This is a genomic window from Pseudomonas sp. A0308 (assembly GCF_044218815.1).
Taxonomy (GTDB): Bacteria; Pseudomonadota; Gammaproteobacteria; order Pseudomonadales; family Pseudomonadaceae; genus Aquipseudomonas; species Aquipseudomonas iridis.
This window is the reverse complement of sequence record NZ_CP162581.1, coordinates 1,981,487-2,004,393: the sequence shown is the minus strand read 5'-3', so window position 1 is coordinate 2,004,393 and position 22,907 is coordinate 1,981,487. Positions and strand designations below refer to the sequence as shown.

Genomic DNA, 22,907 nt, shown 5'->3' with positions numbered 1-22,907 from the left:
GTTCAACGGCGCTGAATTCCTTTCGCTGGCCTTGGTCTTACACCGGCGGCGATCGTTTAAACGCAGCAGATTGTCAGCTTGCAAACGTGTGCGTGAAGCGAATTCGCTTCATTAAAGGTAAAGCCGATTCGGCCCGTTATACTTGCGACACCTCATGCCGGAGTTCGGCATTCGAATTTTTCAGCCACCACAAAGGGAGCGGCGGGTGAGTCTCACTGTCATTGCGCAGCGTATGGGTAACACGAGCTTTCAGCGCCTGGTGACTGGCCTTGTCTTGAGCACCTTGCTGGTGGGTTGCTCCAGCACCAAATCGAGCAGTGTCCGGGTAGTCGATCGCAACGGCGCGGCCGCACAGCGTCCTACCGTGACGACCGGTCAATATGTAGTCCGTCCGGGCGATACGATGTTTTCCATCGCATTTCGCTACGGCTGGGACTACAAAGCCCTCGCGGCGCGGAACAATATTCCTACGCCGTATACGATCCATCCGGGTCAGACAATTCGCTTCGACGGGCGTACCGGTTCAACGCCGACTGCCGTGGTGAGCAGCGCCAGTTCCTCGCCATCATCGTCCAGCAAAACCACGGTAATCCGGCGCCAGGCAAATGGCACAACAACCACCACAACCCGCGGTTCTGCTGGGGCTGTACCGTCCGTCGCCAACAAGCAAACCCCGGCTCCAATGCCTCCAGCCGGTCCAGCCCCGACCGGCTGGGGATGGCCATCTAATGGCATTCTGATTGGTAAATTCTCTTCAAACGGTAGTTTGAATAAAGGAATTGATATCGCCGGGGATTTGGGACAGCCTGTTTTAGCTGCGTCTGATGGGACGGTGGTTTACGCCGGGAGTGGCTTAAGGGGCTACGGCGAATTAGTCATCATCAAACACAGCGAAACCTACGTCAGTGCTTACGGACATAACCGCAGGCTGTTGGTTCGGGAGGGACAGCAGGTCAAAGTCGGACAGACAATTGCCGAAATGGGGTCAACGGGTACAGACCGGGTGAAACTGCATTTTGAGATTCGCCGACAAGGTAAACCAGTAGATCCGCTGCAGTTCCTGCCAAGGCGTTGATTTGCAATCCAGCCTGTTCCGTCGCGTAGAGGGGACAGGCTCCAGCGTTGCCAAGGATAGAGGCGTCGCTTGAGCTTGGGGTCGAACTCACCAAAGGACTATAACAATGGCTCTCAGTAAAGAAGTGCCGGAGTTTGACATCGACGATGAGGTTCTCCTTATGGAGGCCGGCATCGATTCGGAATCTTCGATGTCGAATGATGAAGGGGCTGCTCCACCTTCCGTTCGTTCCAAATCCAAACAATCTGCTTCACTCAAACAACATAAATACATCGATTACACTCGGGCACTTGATGCCACGCAGTTGTATCTCAACGAAATCGGCTTTTCCCCATTGCTCTCCCCCGAGGAAGAAGTTCATTTTGCGCGCTTGTCGCAAAGTGGCGATCCGGCCGGGCGCAAGCGCATGATTGAAAGTAACCTGCGGCTGGTGGTGAAAATCGCCCGGCGTTACGTCAATCGGGGGCTGTCGTTGCTGGATCTGATTGAAGAGGGCAACCTCGGCTTGATCCGCGCGGTAGAAAAGTTCGACCCCGAGCGCGGCTTCCGCTTCTCGACCTACGCGACCTGGTGGATTCGTCAGACCATCGAGCGCGCGATCATGAATCAGACCCGAACCATTCGGTTGCCGATCCATGTGGTCAAGGAGCTCAATGTGTACCTGCGGGCTGCACGGGAGCTGACGCAGAAACTCGACCACGAACCTTCACCCGAAGAAATCGCCAACCTGCTGGAAAAACCGGTAGGTGAGGTCAAGCGCATGCTGGGCCTGAACGAGCGTGTTTCTTCGGTCGACGTCTCGCTGGGTCCGGATTCGGATAAAACCCTGCTGGACACACTTACCGATGATCGTCCGACCGATCCATGCGAACTGCTGCAGGACGATGACCTGTCGCAGAGCATCGATCAATGGCTGTCGGAACTGACCGACAAGCAGCGCGAGGTGGTCATTCGCCGCTTCGGCCTGCGCGGCCACGAGAGCAGCACGCTGGAAGATGTAGGCCTGGAGATCGGCCTGACCCGGGAACGGGTAAGACAGATCCAGGTAGAAGGCCTCAAGCGCCTTCGCGAAATCCTTGAGAAGAACGGCCTGTCGAGCGAGTCGCTGTTTCAGTAAGCGCTTCAAACGACCACCCGCAAAAAGCCCCGACTGGTTCGGGGCTTTTTGTTGCCTGGAATTCGCGTCGAATCTCGGCCCGAGCCTTCGGCAGCTCCTGCAAAAGCTATCGGTCGAGATTTGTAGTCTCGCTCTGTAAGCCTTTTCTTACTGTTTCGTAAGTGTTCGTTATTTTTACACGGTCGAAGGCGTCTGTTTTTTAATGGGCTGTTTTTAACCTATTGATTAATATGATTATTTTTTAATATGAAGCGTTTGTGACGGACCGTTTGAGCGCTCAGGACGCATTGCTCTTGCCGGGAAATTCTCTAGTATCGGGGTTGTGTCGACGGACAGACACGCCCTTCAAGGAAGAGGGGAATGGACATCGCAGGATGCGATTCATCAGGACGATGAAAGGGAACACAGGGAATAGGGAAAAATGTGGGCGGGTCAAACCGCCCCTTTTTTGTCTGCAAAAAAGTAAAAACCGCAAAAGCAAAAAGGCCCGCAAGGGGCCTTTTTTCGAGCGCGTGACAGATCAGCGTTCGAGGTCTTTGATCTTGCCTTTGACGCCATCCCACTCTTCGGCATCCGGCAGCGATTCTTTCTTCTCGGTGATGTTCGGCCAGATTTCCGCCAACTCAACGTTCAGCTGGATGAATTCCTGCATCTCTTCCGGAACTTCGTCCTCGGAGAAAATGGCTACGGCCGGGCATTCTGGTTCGCACAGGGCGCAGTCGATGCACTCATCCGGGTGAATCACCAGGAAGTTCGGGCCTTCGTAAAAGCAGTCCACCGGACAGACTTCTACGCAGTCGGTGTACTTGCACTTGATGCAGTTGTCGGTGACGACGAAGGTCATTTCTAGTTCTCTCCTCAGGCGGCGGCAGCGTTGCCCCTTCACGGTTGGGGTCGCCAGGTTCGGGAGCGATGTCTGCTGGCCAGGCTATTAGCCAGCAGCATCCCAAACCGCGCGAGATTCTAACAGCTTGAAGCCGTTTGCGTTATATCCGGTTCTTCAGTGCTTATATCCGGTTCTTCAGCGCATAGAGCATTTCCAGAGCACGACGCGGCGTCATGTCGTCTATGTCCAGTTTAGCCAGCTCATCCAACACCGGGTGCGGCAAACTGGCGAACATATCGCTTTGTTGCGGCGCTGCGGGTTTTCCCTTGACCGGTTTCGGCGCTTCATGGGGCAGCGCGGTCTCTTCCAGTCGACTCAGATGTTCCCGCGCCCGCACGATGACTTCGCTCGGTACGCCCGCCAGTTGTGCGACGGCCAGGCCGTAGCTCTGACTTGCAGGCCCTGGCAGCACATGGTGCAGGAACACGATGCGCTCGTTATGTTCGGTCGCGTTGAGGTGGACGTTGGCCACCAACGGCTCGGCTTCCGGCAACACAGTCAGTTCGAAATAGTGCGTGGCGAACAGCGTGTAGGCGCGCAGATGCGCCAAGCGCTCGGCAGCAGCCCAGGCCAGCGACAGGCCGTCGAAGGTGCTCGTACCGCGTCCGACTTCGTCCATCAGCACCAGACTGCGTTCGGTGGCGTTGTGCAGGATGTTGGCGGTTTCGCTCATTTCTACCATGAAGGTCGAACGGCCACCGGCCAGGTCATCACTGGAACCGATTCGGGTGAAGATCCGGTCAACCAACGACAGTTCGCAACTGGCCGCCGGCACGAAGCTGCCGATGTGTGCCAGCAGCACGATCAAAGCAGTTTGACGCATGTAGGTGGATTTACCGCCCATGTTCGGGCCGGTGATCACCAGCATCCGCGTGTTGTCATCCAGACTCAGGTCATTGGCCACGAACGGCGTGGTCAGGACTTGCTCGACCACCGGGTGACGACCCTGAGTGATGCGCATGCACGGCTCGCTGACGAAACGCGGGCAGTTCAGATCCAGATTCAATGCGCGTTCGGCGAGGTTGCTCAGCACGTCAAGCTCGGCCAGCGCGCTGGCAGTGTCCTGCAGCGGTGGCAACTGGCTGATCAGATCTTCCAGCAGCGCCTCATAAAGCATCTTTTCGCGAGCGAGGGCGCGGCTCTTGGCCGACAGCGCCTTGTCTTCGAACTCTTTCAGCTCTGGCGTAATGAAACGCTCGGCACCTTTCAAGGTCTGGCGACGGATGTAATCCGCCGGTGCCGATTCGGCTTGCTTGCTCGGCAACTCGATGAAGTAGCCGTGAATACGGTTGTAGCCGACTTTCAGGTGGGACAGCCCGGTGCGAGCCTTTTCCCGGGCTTCCAGATCGATCAGGAACTGGCCGGCGTTTTCGCTCAGCGATTGCAACTCGTCGAGTTCGCTATCGTAACCGGTCTTCAACACGCCGCCGTCACGGATCACCGCAGGCGGGTTGTCGATAATGGCTTTTTCCAGCAGTGCCGCCAGTTCCGGGTAAGTGCTGGTGGTCGTCGCCAGACTTTGCAGGTGCGGTGCTTCCAGATCGGTCATCGCTACTTGCAGTTCAGGCAGCGCACCAAGGGCATCGCGCAGGCGCGCAAGGTCACGCGGACGCGCGTTGCGCAGGCCGATTCGCGCGAGAATCCGCTCGATGTCGCCGATTTCCTTGAGCTGCGGCTGCAGTTTTTCGAAACGATAGCGGTCGAGCAGGCAAGTGATCGATGTCTGACGCGCCAGCAGTACGGTCAGATCACGCAGCGGACGGTTCAGCCAACGCGTCAGCAAACGGCTGCCCATGGCTGTCTGGCAGCGATCGACCACCGATTGCAGGGTGTTGTCGCGGCCCCCGGCCAGGTTGGTGTCGAGCTCCAGATTGCGCCGGCTCGCGCCGTCGAGCACAACGGTGTCATCGAGACGTTCGTGGCGCAGGCTGCGCAGATGGGGCAGGGCGGTGCGCTGGGTTTCCTTGGCATAGGCCAGCAGACAACCGGCAGCGCCGATGGCCAGTGTCAGGTTTTCGCAACCGAAGCCTTTCAGATCCTGGGTGGAAAATTGCTGACAGAGACTTTTCAGCGCCGAATCACGCTCAAAATCCCACGGCGCACGACGCCGCACGCCACGGCGTTTTTCCGCCGGCAGATCCCTCGGCCAGTCATCCGGGATCATCAGTTCCACCGGGTTGACCCGCTCCAGTTCGGCCAGCAGGTTTTCCCAGCCCTTGATTTCCAGCACGGTGAAGTTGCCGCTGGTGATGTCCAGCACCGCCAGACCAAACAGGCGCTCGTCACCCAGTACAGCGGCGATCAGGTTGTCGCGGCGCTCATCGAGCAGTGCCTCGTCACTGACCGTGCCCGGCGTGATGATCCGCACCACTTGACGATCAACCGGCCCTTTACTGGTGGCCGGATCGCCAACCTGCTCGCAGATCACTACCGACTCGCCAAGCTTGACCAGTTTCGCCAGGTAACCTTCTGCGGCGTGGTAAGGAATCCCACACATAGGAATCGCCTGTCCCGCCGATTGCCCGCGCGCAGTCAGCGTGATGTCGAGCAGCTTGGCGGCCTTCTTCGCGTCTTCATAGAAGATCTCGTAGAAGTCACCCATGCGGTAGAACATCAGCTGATCCGGGTGCTGATTCTTCAGGCGCCAGTACTGCTGCATCATCGGGGTGTGGGAGGACAGATCGGAGACGGCTTTATTCATCGGATTGTCAGGCAACTCGTTAAAAGATGTAGGGCAAAAGCGGGGACAACGACCGGGCTTTTCCGCGATGGGCGCAAGGTTACCATGGGGAGTCTGCTCGACGCAGGCGTCGCAGGTCGCTGTGTATTTCCTTCGTCGAAAAGACGCTATATGCATTGATTATGCAAATCAGCATTTGTCTTGGCGAATAACTTCAAGCATTATGCGCGTTATGCAAAAACGCAACGTATCCTCCGTCTTAAGAGCACTGCTCGATCAGCACGGGATCTCCCCCACGGAGCTCCACCGTCGCACCGGCGTGCCTCAATCCACTCTCTCGCGGATTCTCAGCGGGAAGATCGTCGATCCTTCGGATAAACATATTTCGAAGATCGCCGAGTACTTCGCCGTGAGCACCGATCAGTTGCGCGGGCGCGCGGATGTCGCGCCGTCGGCGGGTGCCGGGCGCGGTGACGTACACGCAGAACTCAAGGACATAATGCTGTGGGACGACGACACACCTGTCGATGACGACGAGGTGTCGGTGCCGTTTCTTCGCGAGGTTGAATTGGCAGCAGGATCAGGAAGATTCGTCATCGAAGAGAGCGAACGCTCTAGCCTGCGCTTCGGCAAGCGCAGCCTGCGCCATAACGGCGTGCAGTTCGACCAGGCCAAATGCGTGACCGTGCGCGGCAACAGCATGTTGCCGGTACTGCGTGACGGCGCGACCGTGGGTGTGAACGCGGGCAAGTGCGGCATCGGCGACATCATTGATGGTGATCTGTACGCGATCAACCACAACGGCCAGTTGCGGGTGAAGCAGCTCTATCGCTTGCCTACCGGCATTCGACTGCGCAGCTTCAATCGTGACGAGCACCCTGACGAGGACTACAGCTTCCAGGAAATCCAGGAGGAGCAAATTGTCATCCTCGGTCACGTCTTCTGGTGGGGCATGTACGCCCGGTAATCACAACGCTTTCAGATAAAACCCGCCATCGGCGGGTTTTTTTTCGCCCGTCAAAAACCCTTGGAACCTTGATCCATGCGGCTTTCATGCGTCCATGCATTTATCGCGCATAAATAAATGCATTTACGCATTGACTGTATATGCATCCATGCATATTATTGCCACCAAGCCGCTCGACAAAGCGGCTGGAAACGAAAGCTCTTTAGTTCCACAAGAACAGGCAGCGATGAACCGGCCTCAACGGTTCAGAGGGTTGGCAACTGACCCGGGTGTGCAGCGTAAAACACCACAATCAGTTATCCGGCGGGCAGGGACCGCGGTCGGAAAAACAATTTGAATGGACTCGTACCGCGCCAGTAGCGCCGAAAAGTCAGCTTCCTTTTATGAACACAGGATTTAAAGGAAGGCGAAGGAGCGCATTACTGAAAAGCCCGGCGAATGGCCGGGCTTTTTGGAATGCCTACCTCAAGAGAAAACGATTGAACCCAACACATACCACTCATCCATCACACCAGGAGGCGTGACATGACAAGCGAGCAACAAGCGCTGGCAGAAATGCCGATCTGGCTGGTCATCCTCCTTGCCGTAGTGGGCGGGGTGTCCGGCGAAATGTGGCGTGCCGATAAAGAGGGCGCCCGTGGCTGGTCACTGCTGCGGCGCCTGGCCCTGCGCTCCGGCGCCTGCATGATCTGCGGCGTGTCGGCGATCATGCTGCTGTATGCCGCAGGGCTGTCGATCTGGGCCGCCGGCGCGTTCGGTTGCCTGACGGCAATGGCCGGCGCCGACGTGGCCATCGGTCTGTACGAACGCTGGGCCGCCAAGCGCATCGGCGTCTGCGAAGTTCCACCGCGCGACCAGCCTTAACCCCGAATGTTTCTCCGTGCCGCCATTTTGGCGGCAGGGCTGCGCGTGGACGATTGAAAAGGAGGTCATGCATGCCCACACCGATCCAGCAGCCGTCGCAACTGTTTACAGCCATCGCGACGACGCTGCGTAACACCGCCGCGCTCAACCTCAATGTCGGCAATCACGACGATTTCACCGCACCTGGCGAACAGGCTTGGGTGTTAATCGACTTCGACCGAAATGCATCGGGAGTGCGCGCCGCTGATGGGCGAATTGCTCATGTCATGACGGTGTCGTTGCAAGTCGTCCCGGCGCTTGCCGCCACGGCGTTTGCAGCGTGCGATCTGATTGCCGTGTTGAAAAACCTGATCACCGACAACCGCTGGAGCCTGCCCGGCGATCAATGCGATCTGCCGATGAACATCGATGGCTTGCCGTCATTGCTCATCCGCACAGATCAGCCATACAAAACCTGGACGTTGTCATTCAATCAGACCCTTTACCTCGGTCCGACCTTGCTCGACGACCCGCTGGGCATCCCGAAATTCGCCCGTACCTGGGAAGTCAGCAACATCGACGACCCCGACCAATACACCACGCTGGAGGCCTGACCGATGTTCGACGCATTACTGCGCATGCAGCTGGGCCCGATCATTGAACGGCTGGCCGAGATGGAAGCGGAGATAGAAGACCTGCACCGACGCGCCGAAAGTTTCTGCCGCATCGGCGTCTGTCAGGAAGCCGACGCCGCGAGCAACACCTGCAAGGTCAGCCACGGTGGATTGCTGACGCCATCGATCAAGTTCTTCAACCCCAGCGCTGGCGCTCAAAGCGAATCGCGGATTCCGACGGTGGGCGAGCAGTGCCTGTTGTTCAATTACGGCAGCGGTGAAAGCGGCGCGCAGAGCGTGGCGTTATTCGGCTTGAACAGTGATCGTTTTCCGCCCACCTCGACCGTACCGACGCTGACGCGCCGCGTGCATCAGGACGGCAGCGAAAGCGGTTATGACGACGCCACGCACACGCTGAATTGGCTTAACGGCCCGGCGGCTTTCAACGGGTCTCGAGAGTCGCTTGAACTGAGCATCGGCCCGGCGCGACTGACGCTGACCCCGCAGGTGATCAACCTGCAACTGGGCGCCGTCGGCCTGACCATCGACGCTTCGGGCGTTCACTTCAGCGGCCCATTGGTGGATCACCAGGGCCGCGTCATCAGTCCCTGATTCAAGAGCCTCCCATGATCGGAATCGACAGAGACAGCGGGGCCACGGTCGACGACTGGCTGCAGTTTGTGCAGCGCGCGACCCGAGCCCTGACCACGCCGCTGGGCACCCGGCAAAAAAGGCCCCTCTATGGCTCGCTGATCCCCACGCTGCTGGGGCAGAACCTCGGTGACGACGTGCTGCTTCTGGCCCAGAGCCACGCGGCGCAGGCGTTCTACAACAAGCAAAACGGCATCGATGATTTTCAGCCGCAAGTGATTGTCGCCAGCCGTCAGGGCGCCGGTCTGTTGCTGCGTTTCGCCGGCACCTGGAAAAACCGTCAACAGACTTTCGAGGTAGTGACATGAGCATGTTGATCCCCGGCCAGAACCAATTGGCCGAACCTTCGCTGATCACCGTCGAAGCCTTCGAAGATTTGCTCGCCGAGTTCAAGACCTTCGTCGTCGAATACGTCGGCGCCCGAGCACCGGACAGCGCAGCAAAACTCAAGAGCAGCCTGGAAAACGAAAGCGAATTGCTGACGCTTGCGCTGGAAGCGTTTTGCGTCCGGCTGCAAACCCACGAACGCAAATACAACGCCCGCATCAAGCAGATGCTGGCGTGGTGGGCAACCGGCAGCAATCTCGATGCACGGCTGGCCGACATGGGCCTGGAGCGGCAGTTGCTCGATCCGGGCGATCCGGCAGCCTTCCCGGCGGTGCCGGCGATTTATGAAAGCGACGACGATGCGCGGCTGCGTTATTACCTCGCGCCCCATGCCCCGGCGGCGGGTTCGCGGATGCAGTATCGCCGCGAAGTGTTCACCCTCGGCGAGCGGCCGACGGTGAAAGTCGAATCGACCGATGCCGGCGTGGTGAACGTCACTTACACCTTCAACCCCGACGGCCTCGCCGCGCAGGTCAAGGATGGTAACGGCCGCCGCACAGCGCCCGGCGAAGTGCAGGTCACTGTGCTTTCCCGCGATGGTGACGGCACGCCTTCCGAGGCATTGCTCAATGGCGTTCGCCAACACTTTGCCCGGCCCGATGTCCGCCCGGAAACAGATCGGGTCACGGTCAAGGCTGCCGACATTCAGCGCTACAAAATCCGTGTCGTCGCCAAGATCAACTCTGGCCCCGATTCGGGCCTGACCCAAGTCGCTGCGCAACAACAATTGCAGGCCTACGCCGACAGTTGTCATCGCCTTGAAGGGCGGGTCGATCCGAGCTGGATCGACTACACGTTGCACAGTGCCGGCGCCGTGCAACTACAAATTCTTGAGCCGGTGGATTCGATCATCACCAGCGCGTTTGAAGCGCCGTACTGCACGGCGGTCGAAATCGAGGTGCTGACCATATGAGCGATCAAACTCAGCGCCCGACGTTGCTGCCGGCGAACAGTTCGGCACTGGAACGAGGGCTGGATCTTGGCTTCGGCGCACTACTTGATCGCATCGCGCCGCCGTTTCCCGAATTGATGAATCCGAGCGAAACGCCTGTCGCGTTTCTACCGTATCTGGCAGCCGATCGTGGCGTCGCCGAATGGAGCACGACTGCACCGGAAGCGGAAAAGCGCCTGACCGTCGAACTCGCCTGGCCCACCGCGCGCCAGGCCGGCACACGCAAAGCGCTGGAGAACGCCGCCAAGGGTTTGCAACTTCGCCCGGAAATTCGCGCGTGGTACGAGCGGACACCGCCCGGCGCGCCGTACAGCTTTTCCGTGCGGGCCTTCAGTGACCAACCCTACAGCGCCGAAATCGACGCCCGTCTCGACCGCCGTCTGGCGGATGCCAAGAGCGAACGGGACATTCTGTCGGTGTCGGTCGGGCTGAGCGCATTCGGCAGCCATTACATCGGCGCCGCGACCTTCTGCGGCGAACTGACCACGGTTTATCCGGTGTTCATCGAAGGGCTTGAAACCTCGGGAGAGGCATTCATGGCTGCCGGTATGTACTCCGTCGAAACATCCACTATTTATCCTCAGGGGGCCTGAATGGCTGACTATTACACCCTGCTCACCAACGCAGGGATTGCCTACGAAACGGCGTGCAAGGCCGCGGGCACGCCGATCAAGTTGACGCAGATTTCCGTCGGTGACGGCGGCGAGGGCGGGGTCTACAACCCGGCCGCGACCGCCACCGCGCTCAAACGCGAAGTCTGGCGCGGGCCGCTCAATGCGCTGTTCCAGGACGAGAAAAATCCGAGTTGGCTGCTCGCTGAAGTAACCATCCCGCCGGATGTTGGCGGTTGGTATGTGCGCGAAGCGGGGTTGTGGACTGACACCGGTGTTCTCTACGCCATCGTCAAATACCCGGAGTCGTTCAAGCCGATTCTGGCCAACTCGGGGTCGGGTAAAGAGTTCTACATCCGCTCGATTTTCGAGACCAGTAACGCGTCGCTGGTGACGTTGTTGATTGATGACACGGTGGTGAAGGCTACTCGTGCGTGGGTCATGAGTTACCTCGCTGAAGAACTTGGCAAGCTGGATGGCAAGCAATCGGTACGCGTTGCGGCATCCACCAACATTGTGTTGAGCGGTGCACAGCAGATTGATGGTGTGGCCGTGATTGCAGGCGATCGTGTTTTGCTGGCCAATCAAACCCTGGCCAAGGACAACGGCCTGTGGATAGTCGCCAATGGTAACTGGGTGCGAGCAACCGACGCCAACACCAGCGCCAAGGTGACGCCGGGCCTGACGGTCATGGTGGAGGAGGGTACGGCGAACGGTGATTCGCTGTGGCACCTGACTACCAATGCGCCGATTACTCTCGGTACAACTGCGCTGACGTTCAAGATGCTGGCAGGGCGCACCGGGATTGCTGCCGGGACTTACAAGAGTCTGACCGTTGATGAATATGGACGGGCGACGGCTGGGGCAAATCCTGAGACGTTGGCAGGGTTTGGCATCAAGGATTCGTACACCAAGGCTGAAGTCGAAGCGCTGATTGCGAAAGCTTCGGCATTGCCGGTGGGCTCGATTGTCGCGTTCCCGGTAGATGTTCCGCCGCCGGGTTTTCTGGAACTGGATAACAGTGTCAAGAGCAGCGCAACTTACCCGGACTTAAGCGCCTATCTGGGCGGCAAGTTCAACAAGGGTAATGAAGGCGTTGGGAATTTCCGACTGCCTGAGTCGCGTGGAGAGTTTTTGCGCGGTTGGGATCATGGACGCGGAGTGGATTTCAGTCGAGGGATCGGCGATTGGCAGCCTGATGAAGTCAAAGAGCATATGCACTACCTCATGGCCAAATACGGCGGAGGGACCGGAACTTCTATAGCGGCAACGGTGCAGTTAGGACTTTCTGGGCAACCTGATACCAATAGTAAAACACAGGGGGTCGAAGCTCTTGATGGCTCGGCTATGGGGGGAGGTGAAACCCGCCCTCGCAACATCGCCGTCATGTGGTGCATCAAAGCCTGGAATGCCCCGGTCAACCAGGGAACCATCGACGTAGCCGCACTGGCCAAGGAAGTCGAACGACTCAAGTCCGCCGTTCCGGTGGGTGCTGTTCTGGCATTCCCAATGGGGATCGTTGCACCCGGTTATCTGGAGCTGGATGGCAGTGTGCAGAGCATTGCGACTTATCCGGATCTGGCGGCTTATCTAGGTACCACTTACAACAAGGGTGACGAGGGCGCGGGCAACTTCCGGTTGCCAGAATCGCGTGGTGAGTTCCTGCGTGGTTGGGATCATGGGCGTGGAGTTGATTCAGGGCGGGTACTGGGAAGTTTCCAGAAAGCAACACTCTTAGCGACTGACGCAATAACCCCTGATATCAAGGCGCTGCAAGACACCACCGTAGCGTTCAAGCTTGGTCCGACCCTCAGTGAGAACAGTCATTCATATGTTGGCGGTGACGTTGTCACTAAGGCCATGTATCCGGATACCGGCATTACCGTCAGCTCGGCCGCGAGAGAAGGGCTGTCATTTTTAGACAGTCTGCCTATGTATGAGAGAGGCAATCTCGTTGGAACGCGGCCGCGCAACCTCGCCGTCATGTGGTGCATCAAAGCCTGGAACGCCCCGGTCAATCAGGGAAACATCGACATTGCACCGCTGACCGTTCTAGCGCAGCAAGCATCGGAAAGCAATCAGGGTACGGCGAAGGTTGCCACCCAGACTCAAATGGTAGAAGGGACTGACGACTCCACGATCGTGACCCCGAAAAAGCTACGCTGGGGGGTTCAGATCCAAAAGGCCACGAATGGCTATATCGTTTTCCCGAGTTGGTTGGGGGGGGTGATCATTCAGTGGGGCACTGTCAACGGCACAACCGGAGATCAGTCGGCGCCATATCCAATTGCGTTCCCCAACGGGGTCTTTCAAGCCGTCGTAAGCATGGGGGATAAAACGACTGGCGTAATGCCTGGCATAACCCTCTACGCGACCGCTTCCGGTATGACATCCAAAACAACGCTGACAGTCAGATCAAACGGCACAGACGGGCAAGGAGCATCCTCTGCGCGCTACATCGCCATTGGTCATTAAGGGGGGGACATATGAAATACGCTGTATTTAACGATGACTCGACGCTGCAAACCTGCCTGATCGATGGTCTACACGTCATTCCGGACTCTGCTGTAAAACTGAGCGAATCGCTGTTTTTCCAGATCACCCAGGAAACTGACGGAATCTGGCGACGGGAGGGTGACGATATTGTCAAACAACCTTTCCCGGCAGTGGTTCCGGACTATAAGCAGGTAGTCGCTGCTGAACGTTACAAGCGCGAGGCTACGGGGGTCGTTGTCGAAGGCCTACACATCGAAACAACCCGCGATAGCCAGGCGCTCATTGCGAGTACCGGATTCGCTGCCGTCCTCGACACCAATTACCGCTGCAATTTCAAAACCCTGACCGGTTTCGTCGAGATCGGATCAGCGCAGATCATCGTCATTGCCAAAGCCGTTCGGGCACACGTTCAAGCCTGTTTTGACCGTGAGCTGAGCTTGTTACGTGCAATCGAGGCGGGCGAGTATCGCGATGAGATGCTCGCCGAAGGCTGGCCGGATTCATCGCCGCCTGAATCCGCAAATCTGCAATAAACGCCCCGAACCCCGGGGCGTTTTCTTATCCGCCTAAAAAAACCTACACCCGCCAAAGCCCCTCCCCGAGGGGCTTTCCCGTTTATGGAGAAACGAAAAATGGCAACCCGCCAAACCTACACCGTGCTCGTCCCATTCCCCACCGGCGGTGGGCACTGGTCGAGCGTCGGTCAAGACCTTGATCTGCTCGACGTCGAGGCCAGTGCGCTGTACATCGCCGGTCGACTTGAACTGAAAACACCCTCCACTCAGGCCAAAAAGGCCGCTGCCAAGAAGGCTGACTAAACATGGCTGAGGTTCTGAACTTCGAGCACAACGGCATTACCGTCAATGCCACTGAATCCCCCGAGGCCATGGGTGGCCTGGGTGACAACGTCATCGGTCTGGTCGGCACCGCGCCGAAGGCTGATCCGCTGATTCCGCGTAACGCACCGTTCCGCATCAACAGCTTCACCACCCATGCACTGCTCGATCCGACCGGTTCGGAAGAGGGCACGCTGTATCACGCGGTTTACCAGATCCTCAAAGTGGTCAAGGTGCCGGTGTATGTCGTGATCGTCGAAGCGGGTGCGACCCCGGCTGATACCGTCAACGCAGTGATCGGCGGCGTTGAGCCGGCGACTGGCCGCAAGCTCGGTCTGGCTGCGCTGGGCAGTGTCCCGGAAGACCTGACCATCATCGGCGCGCCGGGCTTCACCGGCACCAAAGCGGTGGCCAGCGAGTTCGCCTCGTTCGGCAAGCGCATCAAGGCCCGTGTGGTACTGGATGGCAAGGACGCCTCGGTCGCTGATCAAGTGGCTTACAGCCAGGAACTCGGCGGCGCCGATCTCGGTTTCGACCGTTGCCTGGTGGTGCACAACATGCCCGCCGTTTACTCCAAAGCAGCGAAGAAAAACGTCTTCCTGTCGCCTTCCAGCCTGGCGATCGCCGCGCTGGCCAAGGTCAAGCAGTGGGAAAGCCCGGGCAACCAGGTGACCTACGCCGAAGATGTATCGCGAGTCGTCGAATACAACATCCTCGACACCTCCACCGAAGGCGATCTGCTCAACCGCTACGGCGTCAGCTACTACGCCCGCACTGTGCTGGGCGGTTTCTCGCTGCTGGGTAACCGCTCGATCACCGGTAAGTTCATCAGCTACGTCGGCCTCGAAGATGCGATCAGCCGCAAACTGGTCAAGGCCGGCCAGAAAGCCATGGCCAAAAACCTGACCAAGTCCTTCATGGATCAGGAGGTCAAGCGCATCAACGACTGGCTGCAAACCCTGGTCGCCGACGAAACCATTCCCGGCGGCAGCGTGTACCTGCACCCGGAACTCAACAGCGTCGAGAAGTACAAGAACGGCACCTGGTACGTGGTCATCGACTACGGCCGCTACGCGCCGAACGAACACATGGTTTATCAACTCAACGCCCGCGATGAAATCATCGAGCAGTTCCTGGAGGACGTTCTCTAATGTTTACCAACCGTAATCGCCAGGCCATCGCGGCCACTCTGCAAGGCCTGCCGCTGTCGGCGACCGTGGAAGAATTTACTCCGCCGAAGATCGAATTCGACGTGGAAGAGATGCGCGGTGGCCGCTTCATTGTTGAAGAAATGGTCAAGGGTGGCAAAGCCCTCAACGCGAAGTTGACCCTGCAAGGTATGGGTACAGAAGTGATGCTGGCGCTGGGTGTGAACCTTGGCGACGACATTCTGCTGAACGTGCGTGAAGCCGGTCAGGATCAGGATGGCAACACCTGGTTCACCTACCACACCGTCGGCGGCAAGCTGAAATCCCTTGAGGAAACGGCGGTGAAAATGGGCGAAAAACCCAAGACCAATCTGGAGTTGTCCTGCCGCACCTACAACCGTCTGGAAAACGGCGTACCGGTGATCGACATCGACGTGCGCACGCAGAAGTTTGTGCTCAACGGCGTCGACATCCTCGGTGATGCGCGGCGTGCGGTGTTGATGCCGTAACCCGGCGCAGAGCAAAAACCTGTGGGAGCGAGCCTGCTCGCGAAGGCTTGAGCACATTCAACATCAATGTGACTGAACGACCGCTTTCGCGAGCAGGCTCGCTCCCACAGTGGGCCAGCGTGACTGGCAGAAAAATTGAGTAACCCCCAAGAATCACCAAGGAATTCATTCATGTCGTGGATGCCACCCAAGCATGACCTGTTGTCGCCGATTACCGGTGACGACGGCTCGCAGATCGAAACGATCCAGCTCAAGCCGCTGTTCTACGCCGCGCAGAAAGACGCGCTGGAACGTGCCGGCGATGATGAAGACGATCAGTTCTTCGAACTGGCGTTGCTGGCCACCGGCCTGTCGGTCAAGGAACTCGACCAGCTCAAACGCCCGGACTACGTGAGCATCGCCCAGTACGTGCACGAAATGTCGACCCGTCCGGCGTCGTACTTTCTCGATCAGGTTGAAAACGCGGAAAAGTCCGACGATCCCGATCAAATCCAACTGCTGCAACCGCTCGCCATCACCGGCCGCACAGTCACTTCGCTGAGCCTGGAAATGCCGGTGCTGCGCGCCACCAAAGTGATGAAGAAACTGAAAACGGCCAAAGAACGCGCCGAGTTCATCACCGCCCATTGCACCGGCCTGATGATCCCCGATCTGGCCCTGTTGAGCGTCCCGGACTGGACACAATTGCAGGTGCGCATCGACGATTTTTTAAACCAGCCGGCGGCCTACTTTCGGAACGCGACATCGAAGTAATCCTCGATATCGTCCCGCTCATTTACCCGGTAAGTGAGGCGGAAATTCTGGAATGGGACGCCGAAAAGGCGTTGCGCCGCTACGACATAGCGATCACTCGCCTTGGCGTGAAACAGGAGTAGAGCGGCATGGCAGAGGATAACTATGCGTTGACGTTCGCGAATGTCAATCAAGAGACCCGAACGGCACACACCACGGCCACGCTGAAGTCTCCAGTGATGTCTGCGCGAGACATCGGTTCGGCAGGTGTGGAGCCGATGTTGAAAGCGGATGGCGGGTTTGCCGGGCTGAGCCTGGCGCTGGCAGATGCCACCGCCGAGCTGCGTCAGTTGACGGCCGAACAGGTTCAGCTCAGGGATGTGCTGGGGTCGATACACACGGTGCTGATGTCACAGCACTCGCTGCAACAGGCACTGAACGACCGACAATCACAAATGGGCGGAATGGCCCTTGGCGCCGGGCAAAAAACGCCGAGTGAGAATGCCGCCACGGCGCCATATCAGCCTTTGCAACCGGCCATCAATCTCGACGCCGCGATGGCGAGGCTTGATCTGGTCGTCGGGCTTGAAGGCGACCAACGCAAAACGTTGCAGGTCGCGCTGGAGAAGATGGCCACCGAGGCGAAGGTGGCTGCCGGCGGTACAACTGCGGTTGAGCTGGCAAGCATCGGCTACGCTGGCGCCAAGGCCGGGGTCGGCAATGATCGGTTGGATGCCGAAGGCAATATCGATCAAGCCGGCAGGCAAAACGACCTGATGGATTTCACCAGAGACACAGCGGTCACGGCGACCGCGTTCAAGATGAAACCGCTGGATGCCGCGGACCTGTTGATCGGCTGGCGTACCTCGATGAGCCTCAATCGCGCGCAAACCCTCGATCTCGCTGACGCGACCAGTTTGCTCGACAGTCGATTGGCCGCTTCTGCCGCTGATATCGGTTCGATTCTGGGCACTTACGGCACATCGGCAAAAGGCGCCGGAATGGCGCCCGAGCAAGCCGCGGCATTTTCTGCGGCGTTGCTTAACGCCGGGGTAAACAAGGCCGATGCGGGCGTAGCGTTCGAAAAAATCACGACGACCCTGGCACTCGGGGATAAAGCTTCTGCAAGCCAGAAAGCGGCGTTCGCTCAGCTGCAGCTCGACCCCAAGGCCTTGGCCGAGAAAATGAAAGGCGATGCTCCCGGCGCGATCTTGGAGTTGCTGGAGGCGCTGAAAAAGCAATCCCCGAATGAGCAATCCGCGTTGTCGACAACGTTGTTCTCGGTCGCCCAACCGGTGCGGCAAATGCTCGAGAACACCGCTGACGTGCAGCGCGCCTTTGCACTGGTGGCGGGTAAAAAGGATGAAAAGGATAAAAAACAGTACACAGGGGCGGTTGATCAGACTGCCCTGACACTCGCGGATACTTCGCAGGCACGCTGGAACATCTTCGGCGCCCAGAAGGACCGGCTCTATTCATCCGCCGGCGATACCGTGCTGCCAGTTTTTGATTACCTAGTGGAAAAAGTCGGAGGTGCAGCCGATGGTTTAAGTGAGGTGGCGGAAAAAGCCCCGGCACTCGCTGGCGCGCTGATCCTGATGGCTGCCGGAATGAAGGGCGGCAAGCCGTTGGGCGCATTGGCGTCCCAAGCCGCCACGTGGACAGGCCCCGTCATGGCCGGCATCAGATCCGGCTTGGGCAGTCTCTCGGCCAGTGCCGGCGCCCTCGGTACCGCCGCCCTGAATCGGGCCAGATTTCTGGTCTCCGCTCCAGGCCGCAGTCTGATCAGTCAGGGGGCCCGGGTCGGCCGGGTGGCAGGTCCATTGAGCATGCCGTTGACGATGGTCGAAGCCGGTATGAAGGTCGTCGAAGGCGTGGCCGAGGGCGATACGAAAAAAGTCGCCGGTGGCGTAGGCATGGCAGCGGGCGGCCTGGCCGGTGGCTATGCCGGCGCGAGTATCGGCGCCACGATCGGTACTTTCATTCTGCCCGGCATCGGTACGTTAATCGGTGGTGCATTGGGCGGTGCTATCGGCAGTTTTTACGGCAGTCAGGAAGGGGAAGCGCTGGGTGAAAAGCTTGCGACACCCGCGCCTGATCGGCTTGCTCCACCGTCAGAAGTCAGCGCCGGCCTGAGCAGTGTGCAGGCGCAAAATCAGCAGAGCCAGAATGTCACCTACGCGCCCGCTTTTAACTTCAGTGGCGGCGATCTGGTGAGCGCTGAAAAAGTGACCGCCATGGTCGCGCAGGTCATGCAGTCACATTTCACTTCTGACTTTACGCCTTTGATAAGCACCAACCCCCTCGCCACCCGCCGCGACGCAGCCCTCAGCGATGGAGTCGCCTGATGAAACAACAAATGGCACTCGGCAGTTTCATCTTCGGCCTGTCCCGCGAGTTTGCTTACAGCACGCTGGCGCGCAAATCCGACGGTGGCTGGACTGAATTGCAGATCCTCACCAGTAAACCCAAATCCCATCAGACCGGACAGAAGCCCGAAACCCTGACCATCGGCGGCACCGCTATGTACGCCGTGGCCATGGAACGGCTCAATGAACTGCGTGCGCTGCAAGCCTTGAGAGCACCGCTGCCGTTGATCGACGGCATCGGTCGCAACTGGGGGTTGTGGCGGATCAACAGCGTTCAGGAAAACCAGAGCGAGGTCATCGATGACGGCACCGCGATGGTGATCAAGTGGGTACTCGAATTAGCGGAGTTCAACAATGCGTAAGGTCCGAAGCGTGGCCGGTGATTCGGTCAATCTGCTGCTCTACCGCGAATCGGGTCGCTCAGACGATCAGGCCGAAGAAGCGTTGTGGCAACTTAATGCGACCCTGGCCGAACACGGCCCCGTTTTGCCGGCGGGCATTTGGGTGACGCTGCCGGAACTCGACAGCCGACCCGCCGCAATCAAACCGGTTTTGGCTTGGGACTAAGGAGGTTGCATGGCACAGGGATTTACACCGGCAATCGAAATCTACGGCGCCAACCAGGCCTTGCTGAACCAGCGCCTGATCAGTTGGGAACACATTGATGCTGCCGGGATGGAGTCCGATCAACTGACATTGGTGATCGACCTGGAAGGCCTTGAAGGCTTGCCGACCCTGGGCGGAACCATCGGCCTGCGGGTGGGCTATCTGGAGTCCGGGCTGGTCGAAAAGGGCCAGTTCAAGGTGACTCGACTGACCCCGACGCTGTTCCCTTTGCGCCTGACGCTGGTGGCGACCGCAGCGCCTTTCAGCGGCAAGGATGAGACCCGATTCAAGGAACGGCGCACGGCCAGTCATGGCCCCACCACCCTTGGCGCACTGTTTCGCCAGTTGGTCTCGCCGCACGGTTTTTCGCCGCGCGTCGATCCCGAACTGGCGCTGATCCGGATTGCTCATGTTGATCAGTCGAACGAAACCGACATGGGCTTTATCACGCGACTGGCAAAGAAGTACGACGCGGTGGCCAAACCGTTCAACGACCTCTACGTGCTGGCGAAACCGGCGCAACTGAAAAACCTGTCGGGCCAAGTGATACCGGACGTCAGGCTGTCGGTGACCCGCAACAATCGACCGGGTGATCACGCCTTCATCAGCGCCACACTGGAAGAGACTGCTCGCACCCAGAATCAGGGTTGCAAGACCTGCTTCTGGGACATCGCCGCCGGCAAACTGCGCGAGGTGATAACCGGTTCCGCACCCTACAAGGTCATTCGCCAGAAACAGGCCAGTGAAGAAGAAGCCAAAGCCATCGGCGAAGCCGAAGTGCGCAAGATGCTGCGCGAGAAATACAAGCTGAAGGTCACCTGCCCGGGCGATCCGCTGCTGGCTGCCGAAGGACTGTTGGTGCTCGATGACACCTGGCCAGACTTCATGCGCGGTCGCTGGTCGATCGAAAAAGTCACCGCCAGCGGCAAGCGCGAGGAAAGCTATCGCTGTCTGATCGAGGCAACCGGCCTCGATCCCAAAGCCTGATCCCTGCACAACACCCCGTGGGAGCGAGCCTGCTCGCGAAGAGGCCGGCACCTTCAACTTTGATGGCGACTGATCCACCGCTTTCGCGAGCAGGCTCGCTCCCACATTTGGGTCTGCGATAACTCCCCCGACTCAGGAACACCCCCATGAAGATCACCCCGATCCTCACGCAGTTGCGTGCGCAATGCCCCAGCCTGGCCAGTCACATTGCGGTAGGTGTTGATCTGGCATTGCTGCAAGGCAATTCCGATCTGCCGACACCCTCGGCCCATGTGCTGCCAATGGCCGATGTCGCCAGTAGCAGCACCGCACAAAACCTCATCACTCAACCGATCCGCGACCGCTTCGAAATCGTCCTAGTGCTTGATGCCACCGACGCTACAAAAGCGCTGGATCTGTTGCATGACCTGCGCGGCGAACTGTGGCGCGCGTTGGTGGGGTTCAAGCCTGACAACGACTACAACGCCATCGTTTATGACGGCGGCGAAATGGTCTCGATCAACAGCAGCCGCGTGTTTTACCGGTTGCGCTTTTTTGCCGAGTTCCAGCTCGGTCGCAATCTGCCCGGTCAACCTGCGCAGAGCTGGCACGAACGTGAACTGGACGGTTTGTCGTCCTTTACCGGGGCCACCGTGCGAGTCGATGCGATCGACCCCGCCGACCCCAACCTGAAACGCCCGGGCCCCGATGGGCGCGTGGAACTGACTTTCTCTGCAGAGGTAACCCCATGAGCAATCGCATCACCGTACTGCCGGCCGCTGGCCGCGCTGTGCCTGACCCGGAGGCGGGCGATCTGCTGCCCCTCGAAGGCCGTGAAGTGCTGGACAGCGCCTGGTGGCGCCGACGTCTGGCCGACGGCGATATCACACTCAAAACCGCAAAAGCGGCTAAACCACAGGGAGCCAAATAATGGCGATCGGATTCAGCAACATCCCCGCGGACATTCGTGTACCGCTGTTCTATGCCGAAATGGACAACTCGGCCGCCAATAGCGCGAGCTCGACCATGCGCCGTTTGATTGTCGCCCAGGTCAACGACAACGTCGCCCCGAGCGAGGTCGGCAAACTGGCGCTGGTCTCCAGCGTTGCACTGGCGAAAAGCATTGGTGGTCAGGGCTCGATGCTCGCCTCGATGTACGAGACCTTCCGCAAGGCCGACCCGATTGGCGAGATCTGGTGCCTGCCGCTGCACAACACTGAAGGCGCCGTCGCCAAAGGCGTGCTGACCCTGACCGGCACCGCGACTCAGGCGGGTCTGCTCAACCTGTATGTTGGCGGCGTGCGTGTACAAGCCACCGTGGTCAACGGTGCGACCGCTGCTCAGGCAGCCACTGCGCTGGCGCAGAAAATCAATGCCAGTGCCGATCTCCCGGTGAGTGCGGCAGCGGCCGAAGGTGTGGTCACCCTGTCTGCCAAATGGACTGGCGACAGCGGCAATGACATCAGCCTGCAATTCAATCGCCTGGGCAAGAGCAACGGCGAAGAAACCCCGGCTGGCCTGACCAGCGCAGTCACCGCCATGACCGGCGGCGCCGGCGTGCCCGATCAGATCGCTGCTGTCGCGGCACTGGGTGACGAGCCGTTCGAGTTCATCGCACTGCCGTGGTCGGATCTGGCCACCCTCAACACCTGGCAAGCGGTCATGGATGACAGCACCGGTCGCTGGTCCTGGGCCAAGCAACTGTTCGGTCACGTCTACAGCGCCAAACGCGGCACCGTCGGCACTCTGGTCGCTGCAGGCCAGGCGCGAAACGATCAGCACATGACCATTCAGGCGCTGGAGCCGGGCGTACCGCAACCGGTCTGGGTACAAGCCGCCGCACTGGCTGCACGCACCTCGGTGTTCATCTCCGCCGACGCCAGTCGTCCGACCCAGAGCGGCAGCCTGCCGGGTGTCGATCCGGCGCCGGCGAGCGAGCGCTTCACCCTGACCGAGCGTCAGTCGCTGCTCAACTACGGCATCGCCACCGCGTACTACGAAGGCGGCTACGTGCGCATCCAGCGTTCGATCACCACCTACCAGAAAAACGCTTACGGCCAGGCTGACAACTCCTACCTGGACAGCGAAACCATGCACCAGTCGGCGTTCATCGTGCGTCGTCTGCAAAGCGTGATCACCAGCAAGTACGGCCGGCACAAACTGGCTTCCGACGGCACCCGTTTCGGCGCCGGCCAGCCAATCGTCACCCCGAGCACCATTCGCGGTGAGCTGATCGCCCAGTACGCCAAGCTCGAACTGGAAGGCCACGTTGAGAACGCCGAACTGTTCGCCGAGCACCTGATCGTCGAGCGCGACGTGCAGGACCCGAGCCGCGTGAACGTACTGTTCCCGCCGGATTACATCAACGGTCTGCGCGTGTTCGCACTGCTCAACCAATTCCGCCTGCAATACGACGACGCAGCCTGATCGCAGCGTTTGACGTCAAGCATTCAGCCCACCTC

Annotated in this window: 24 protein-coding genes; 22 read left to right on the top strand and 2 right to left on the bottom strand. The window is 59.1% G+C overall.

What is annotated here, in order from left to right; genetic code table 11:
- Positions 1 to 205: 205 nt before the first annotated feature.
- Both AB4P92_RS09445 and rpoS read left to right on the top strand, forming a co-directional pair.
- Positions 206 to 1,075: a peptidoglycan DD-metalloendopeptidase family protein gene (locus AB4P92_RS09445; protein WP_261735118.1), complete on the top strand. Its 870-nt coding sequence runs from the start codon at positions 206 to 208 to the stop codon at positions 1,073 to 1,075.
- Between the two features lie 106 nt (positions 1,076 to 1,181).
- Positions 1,182 to 2,192, top strand: a complete 1,011-nt coding sequence (gene rpoS, locus AB4P92_RS09440) for an RNA polymerase sigma factor RpoS (protein WP_047299921.1) — start codon at positions 1,182 to 1,184, stop codon at positions 2,190 to 2,192.
- A 520-nt stretch (positions 2,193 to 2,712) separates the two neighbouring features.
- On the opposite strand, the gene fdxA is transcribed toward rpoS, so the two are convergent.
- Complete coding sequence (fdxA, locus tag AB4P92_RS09435) at positions 2,713 to 3,036, bottom strand: ferredoxin FdxA (RefSeq protein WP_007908827.1); 324 nt, start codon at positions 3,034 to 3,036, stop codon at positions 2,713 to 2,715.
- Positions 3,037 to 3,199: 163 nt separating this feature from the next.
- Entirely contained in the window at positions 3,200 to 5,779 is a 2,580-nt protein-coding gene (gene mutS, locus AB4P92_RS09430) for a DNA mismatch repair protein MutS (RefSeq protein ID WP_115146394.1), read from the bottom strand.
- Positions 5,780 to 5,981: 202 nt separating this feature from the next.
- Between mutS and AB4P92_RS09425 the strand changes: the two genes are divergently transcribed.
- From AB4P92_RS09425 to AB4P92_RS09330, 20 genes are all read left to right on the top strand, one after another.
- Positions 5,982 to 6,725: an XRE family transcriptional regulator gene (locus tag AB4P92_RS09425; protein WP_080895993.1), complete on the top strand. Its 744-nt coding sequence runs from the start codon at positions 5,982 to 5,984 to the stop codon at positions 6,723 to 6,725.
- Between the two features lie 525 nt (positions 6,726 to 7,250).
- The gene (locus AB4P92_RS09420) at positions 7,251 to 7,589 is read left to right on the top strand and encodes a phage holin family protein (protein ID WP_047299923.1); all 339 of its coding nucleotides are present in this window, start codon (positions 7,251 to 7,253) and stop codon (positions 7,587 to 7,589) included.
- 71 nt (positions 7,590 to 7,660) lie between these two features.
- Complete coding sequence (locus tag AB4P92_RS09415) at positions 7,661 to 8,182, top strand: hypothetical protein (RefSeq protein WP_395599285.1); 522 nt, start codon at positions 7,661 to 7,663, stop codon at positions 8,180 to 8,182.
- Between the two features lie 3 nt (positions 8,183 to 8,185).
- A complete protein-coding gene (locus tag AB4P92_RS09410; protein ID WP_200613671.1) occupies positions 8,186 to 8,794 on the top strand; it encodes a phage baseplate assembly protein V in 609 nt (202 codons plus the stop codon).
- A 14-nt stretch (positions 8,795 to 8,808) separates the two neighbouring features.
- Positions 8,809 to 9,141 carry a phage baseplate protein gene (locus tag AB4P92_RS09405; RefSeq protein WP_016985063.1) on the top strand — a complete coding sequence of 111 codons (333 nt, stop codon included), beginning with the start codon at positions 8,809 to 8,811 and terminating at the stop codon, positions 9,139 to 9,141.
- Entirely contained in the window at positions 9,138 to 10,133 is a 996-nt protein-coding gene (locus AB4P92_RS09400) for a baseplate J/gp47 family protein (RefSeq protein ID WP_395599284.1), read from the top strand. The genes AB4P92_RS09405 and AB4P92_RS09400 overlap by 4 nt, the downstream gene beginning before the upstream one ends.
- Positions 10,130 to 10,765, top strand: coding sequence for a phage tail protein I (locus tag AB4P92_RS09395; protein WP_395599283.1), 636 nt, complete (start codon positions 10,130 to 10,132; stop codon positions 10,763 to 10,765). The genes AB4P92_RS09400 and AB4P92_RS09395 overlap by 4 nt, the downstream gene beginning before the upstream one ends.
- Positions 10,766 to 13,258, top strand: coding sequence for a phage tail protein (locus tag AB4P92_RS09390; protein WP_395599282.1), 2,493 nt, complete (start codon positions 10,766 to 10,768; stop codon positions 13,256 to 13,258). It abuts the gene before it with no gap.
- 11 nt (positions 13,259 to 13,269) lie between these two features.
- Positions 13,270 to 13,812, top strand: coding sequence for a DUF4376 domain-containing protein (locus tag AB4P92_RS09385; protein WP_395599281.1), 543 nt, complete (start codon positions 13,270 to 13,272; stop codon positions 13,810 to 13,812).
- 99 nt (positions 13,813 to 13,911) lie between these two features.
- On the top strand, positions 13,912 to 14,097 hold the full coding sequence (locus tag AB4P92_RS09380) for a hypothetical protein (RefSeq protein WP_395599280.1): 186 nt from the start codon (positions 13,912 to 13,914) through the stop codon (positions 14,095 to 14,097).
- Between the two features lie 2 nt (positions 14,098 to 14,099).
- Complete coding sequence (locus AB4P92_RS09375) at positions 14,100 to 15,266, top strand: phage tail protein (RefSeq protein ID WP_115146400.1); 1,167 nt, start codon at positions 14,100 to 14,102, stop codon at positions 15,264 to 15,266.
- Positions 15,266 to 15,772 carry a phage major tail tube protein gene (locus tag AB4P92_RS09370; protein ID WP_047299932.1) on the top strand — a complete coding sequence of 169 codons (507 nt, stop codon included), beginning with the start codon at positions 15,266 to 15,268 and terminating at the stop codon, positions 15,770 to 15,772. The genes AB4P92_RS09375 and AB4P92_RS09370 overlap by 1 nt, the downstream gene beginning before the upstream one ends.
- Before the next feature lie 171 nt (positions 15,773 to 15,943).
- Positions 15,944 to 16,525 carry a phage tail assembly protein gene (locus AB4P92_RS09365; protein WP_395599279.1) on the top strand — a complete coding sequence of 194 codons (582 nt, stop codon included), beginning with the start codon at positions 15,944 to 15,946 and terminating at the stop codon, positions 16,523 to 16,525.
- Between the two features lie 128 nt (positions 16,526 to 16,653).
- A complete protein-coding gene (locus tag AB4P92_RS09360; protein WP_395599278.1) occupies positions 16,654 to 18,852 on the top strand; it encodes a phage tail tape measure protein in 2,199 nt (732 codons plus the stop codon).
- Positions 18,852 to 19,235: a phage tail protein gene (locus tag AB4P92_RS09355; protein WP_047299935.1), complete on the top strand. Its 384-nt coding sequence runs from the start codon at positions 18,852 to 18,854 to the stop codon at positions 19,233 to 19,235. The genes AB4P92_RS09360 and AB4P92_RS09355 overlap by 1 nt, the downstream gene beginning before the upstream one ends.
- Positions 19,228 to 19,440 (top strand): tail protein X, encoded by a 213-nt coding sequence (locus tag AB4P92_RS09350; RefSeq protein WP_047299936.1) that lies wholly within the window; start codon positions 19,228 to 19,230, stop codon positions 19,438 to 19,440. Before AB4P92_RS09355 ends, AB4P92_RS09350 begins: the two co-directional genes overlap by 8 nt.
- A gap of 9 nt (positions 19,441 to 19,449) precedes the next feature.
- The gene (locus AB4P92_RS09345) at positions 19,450 to 20,466 is read left to right on the top strand and encodes a phage-like tail protein (protein ID WP_047299937.1); all 1,017 of its coding nucleotides are present in this window, start codon (positions 19,450 to 19,452) and stop codon (positions 20,464 to 20,466) included.
- A gap of 146 nt (positions 20,467 to 20,612) precedes the next feature.
- Positions 20,613 to 21,197, top strand: a complete 585-nt coding sequence (locus AB4P92_RS09340; protein ID WP_395599277.1) for a hypothetical protein — start codon at positions 20,613 to 20,615, stop codon at positions 21,195 to 21,197.
- Positions 21,194 to 21,376: a DUF2635 domain-containing protein gene (locus AB4P92_RS09335; protein ID WP_003222219.1), complete on the top strand. Its 183-nt coding sequence runs from the start codon at positions 21,194 to 21,196 to the stop codon at positions 21,374 to 21,376. Before AB4P92_RS09340 ends, AB4P92_RS09335 begins: the two co-directional genes overlap by 4 nt.
- The gene (locus AB4P92_RS09330; protein ID WP_395599276.1) at positions 21,376 to 22,872 is read left to right on the top strand and encodes a phage tail sheath subtilisin-like domain-containing protein; all 1,497 of its coding nucleotides are present in this window, start codon (positions 21,376 to 21,378) and stop codon (positions 22,870 to 22,872) included. Before AB4P92_RS09335 ends, AB4P92_RS09330 begins: the two co-directional genes overlap by 1 nt.
- Positions 22,873 to 22,907: the final 35 nt, after the last annotated feature.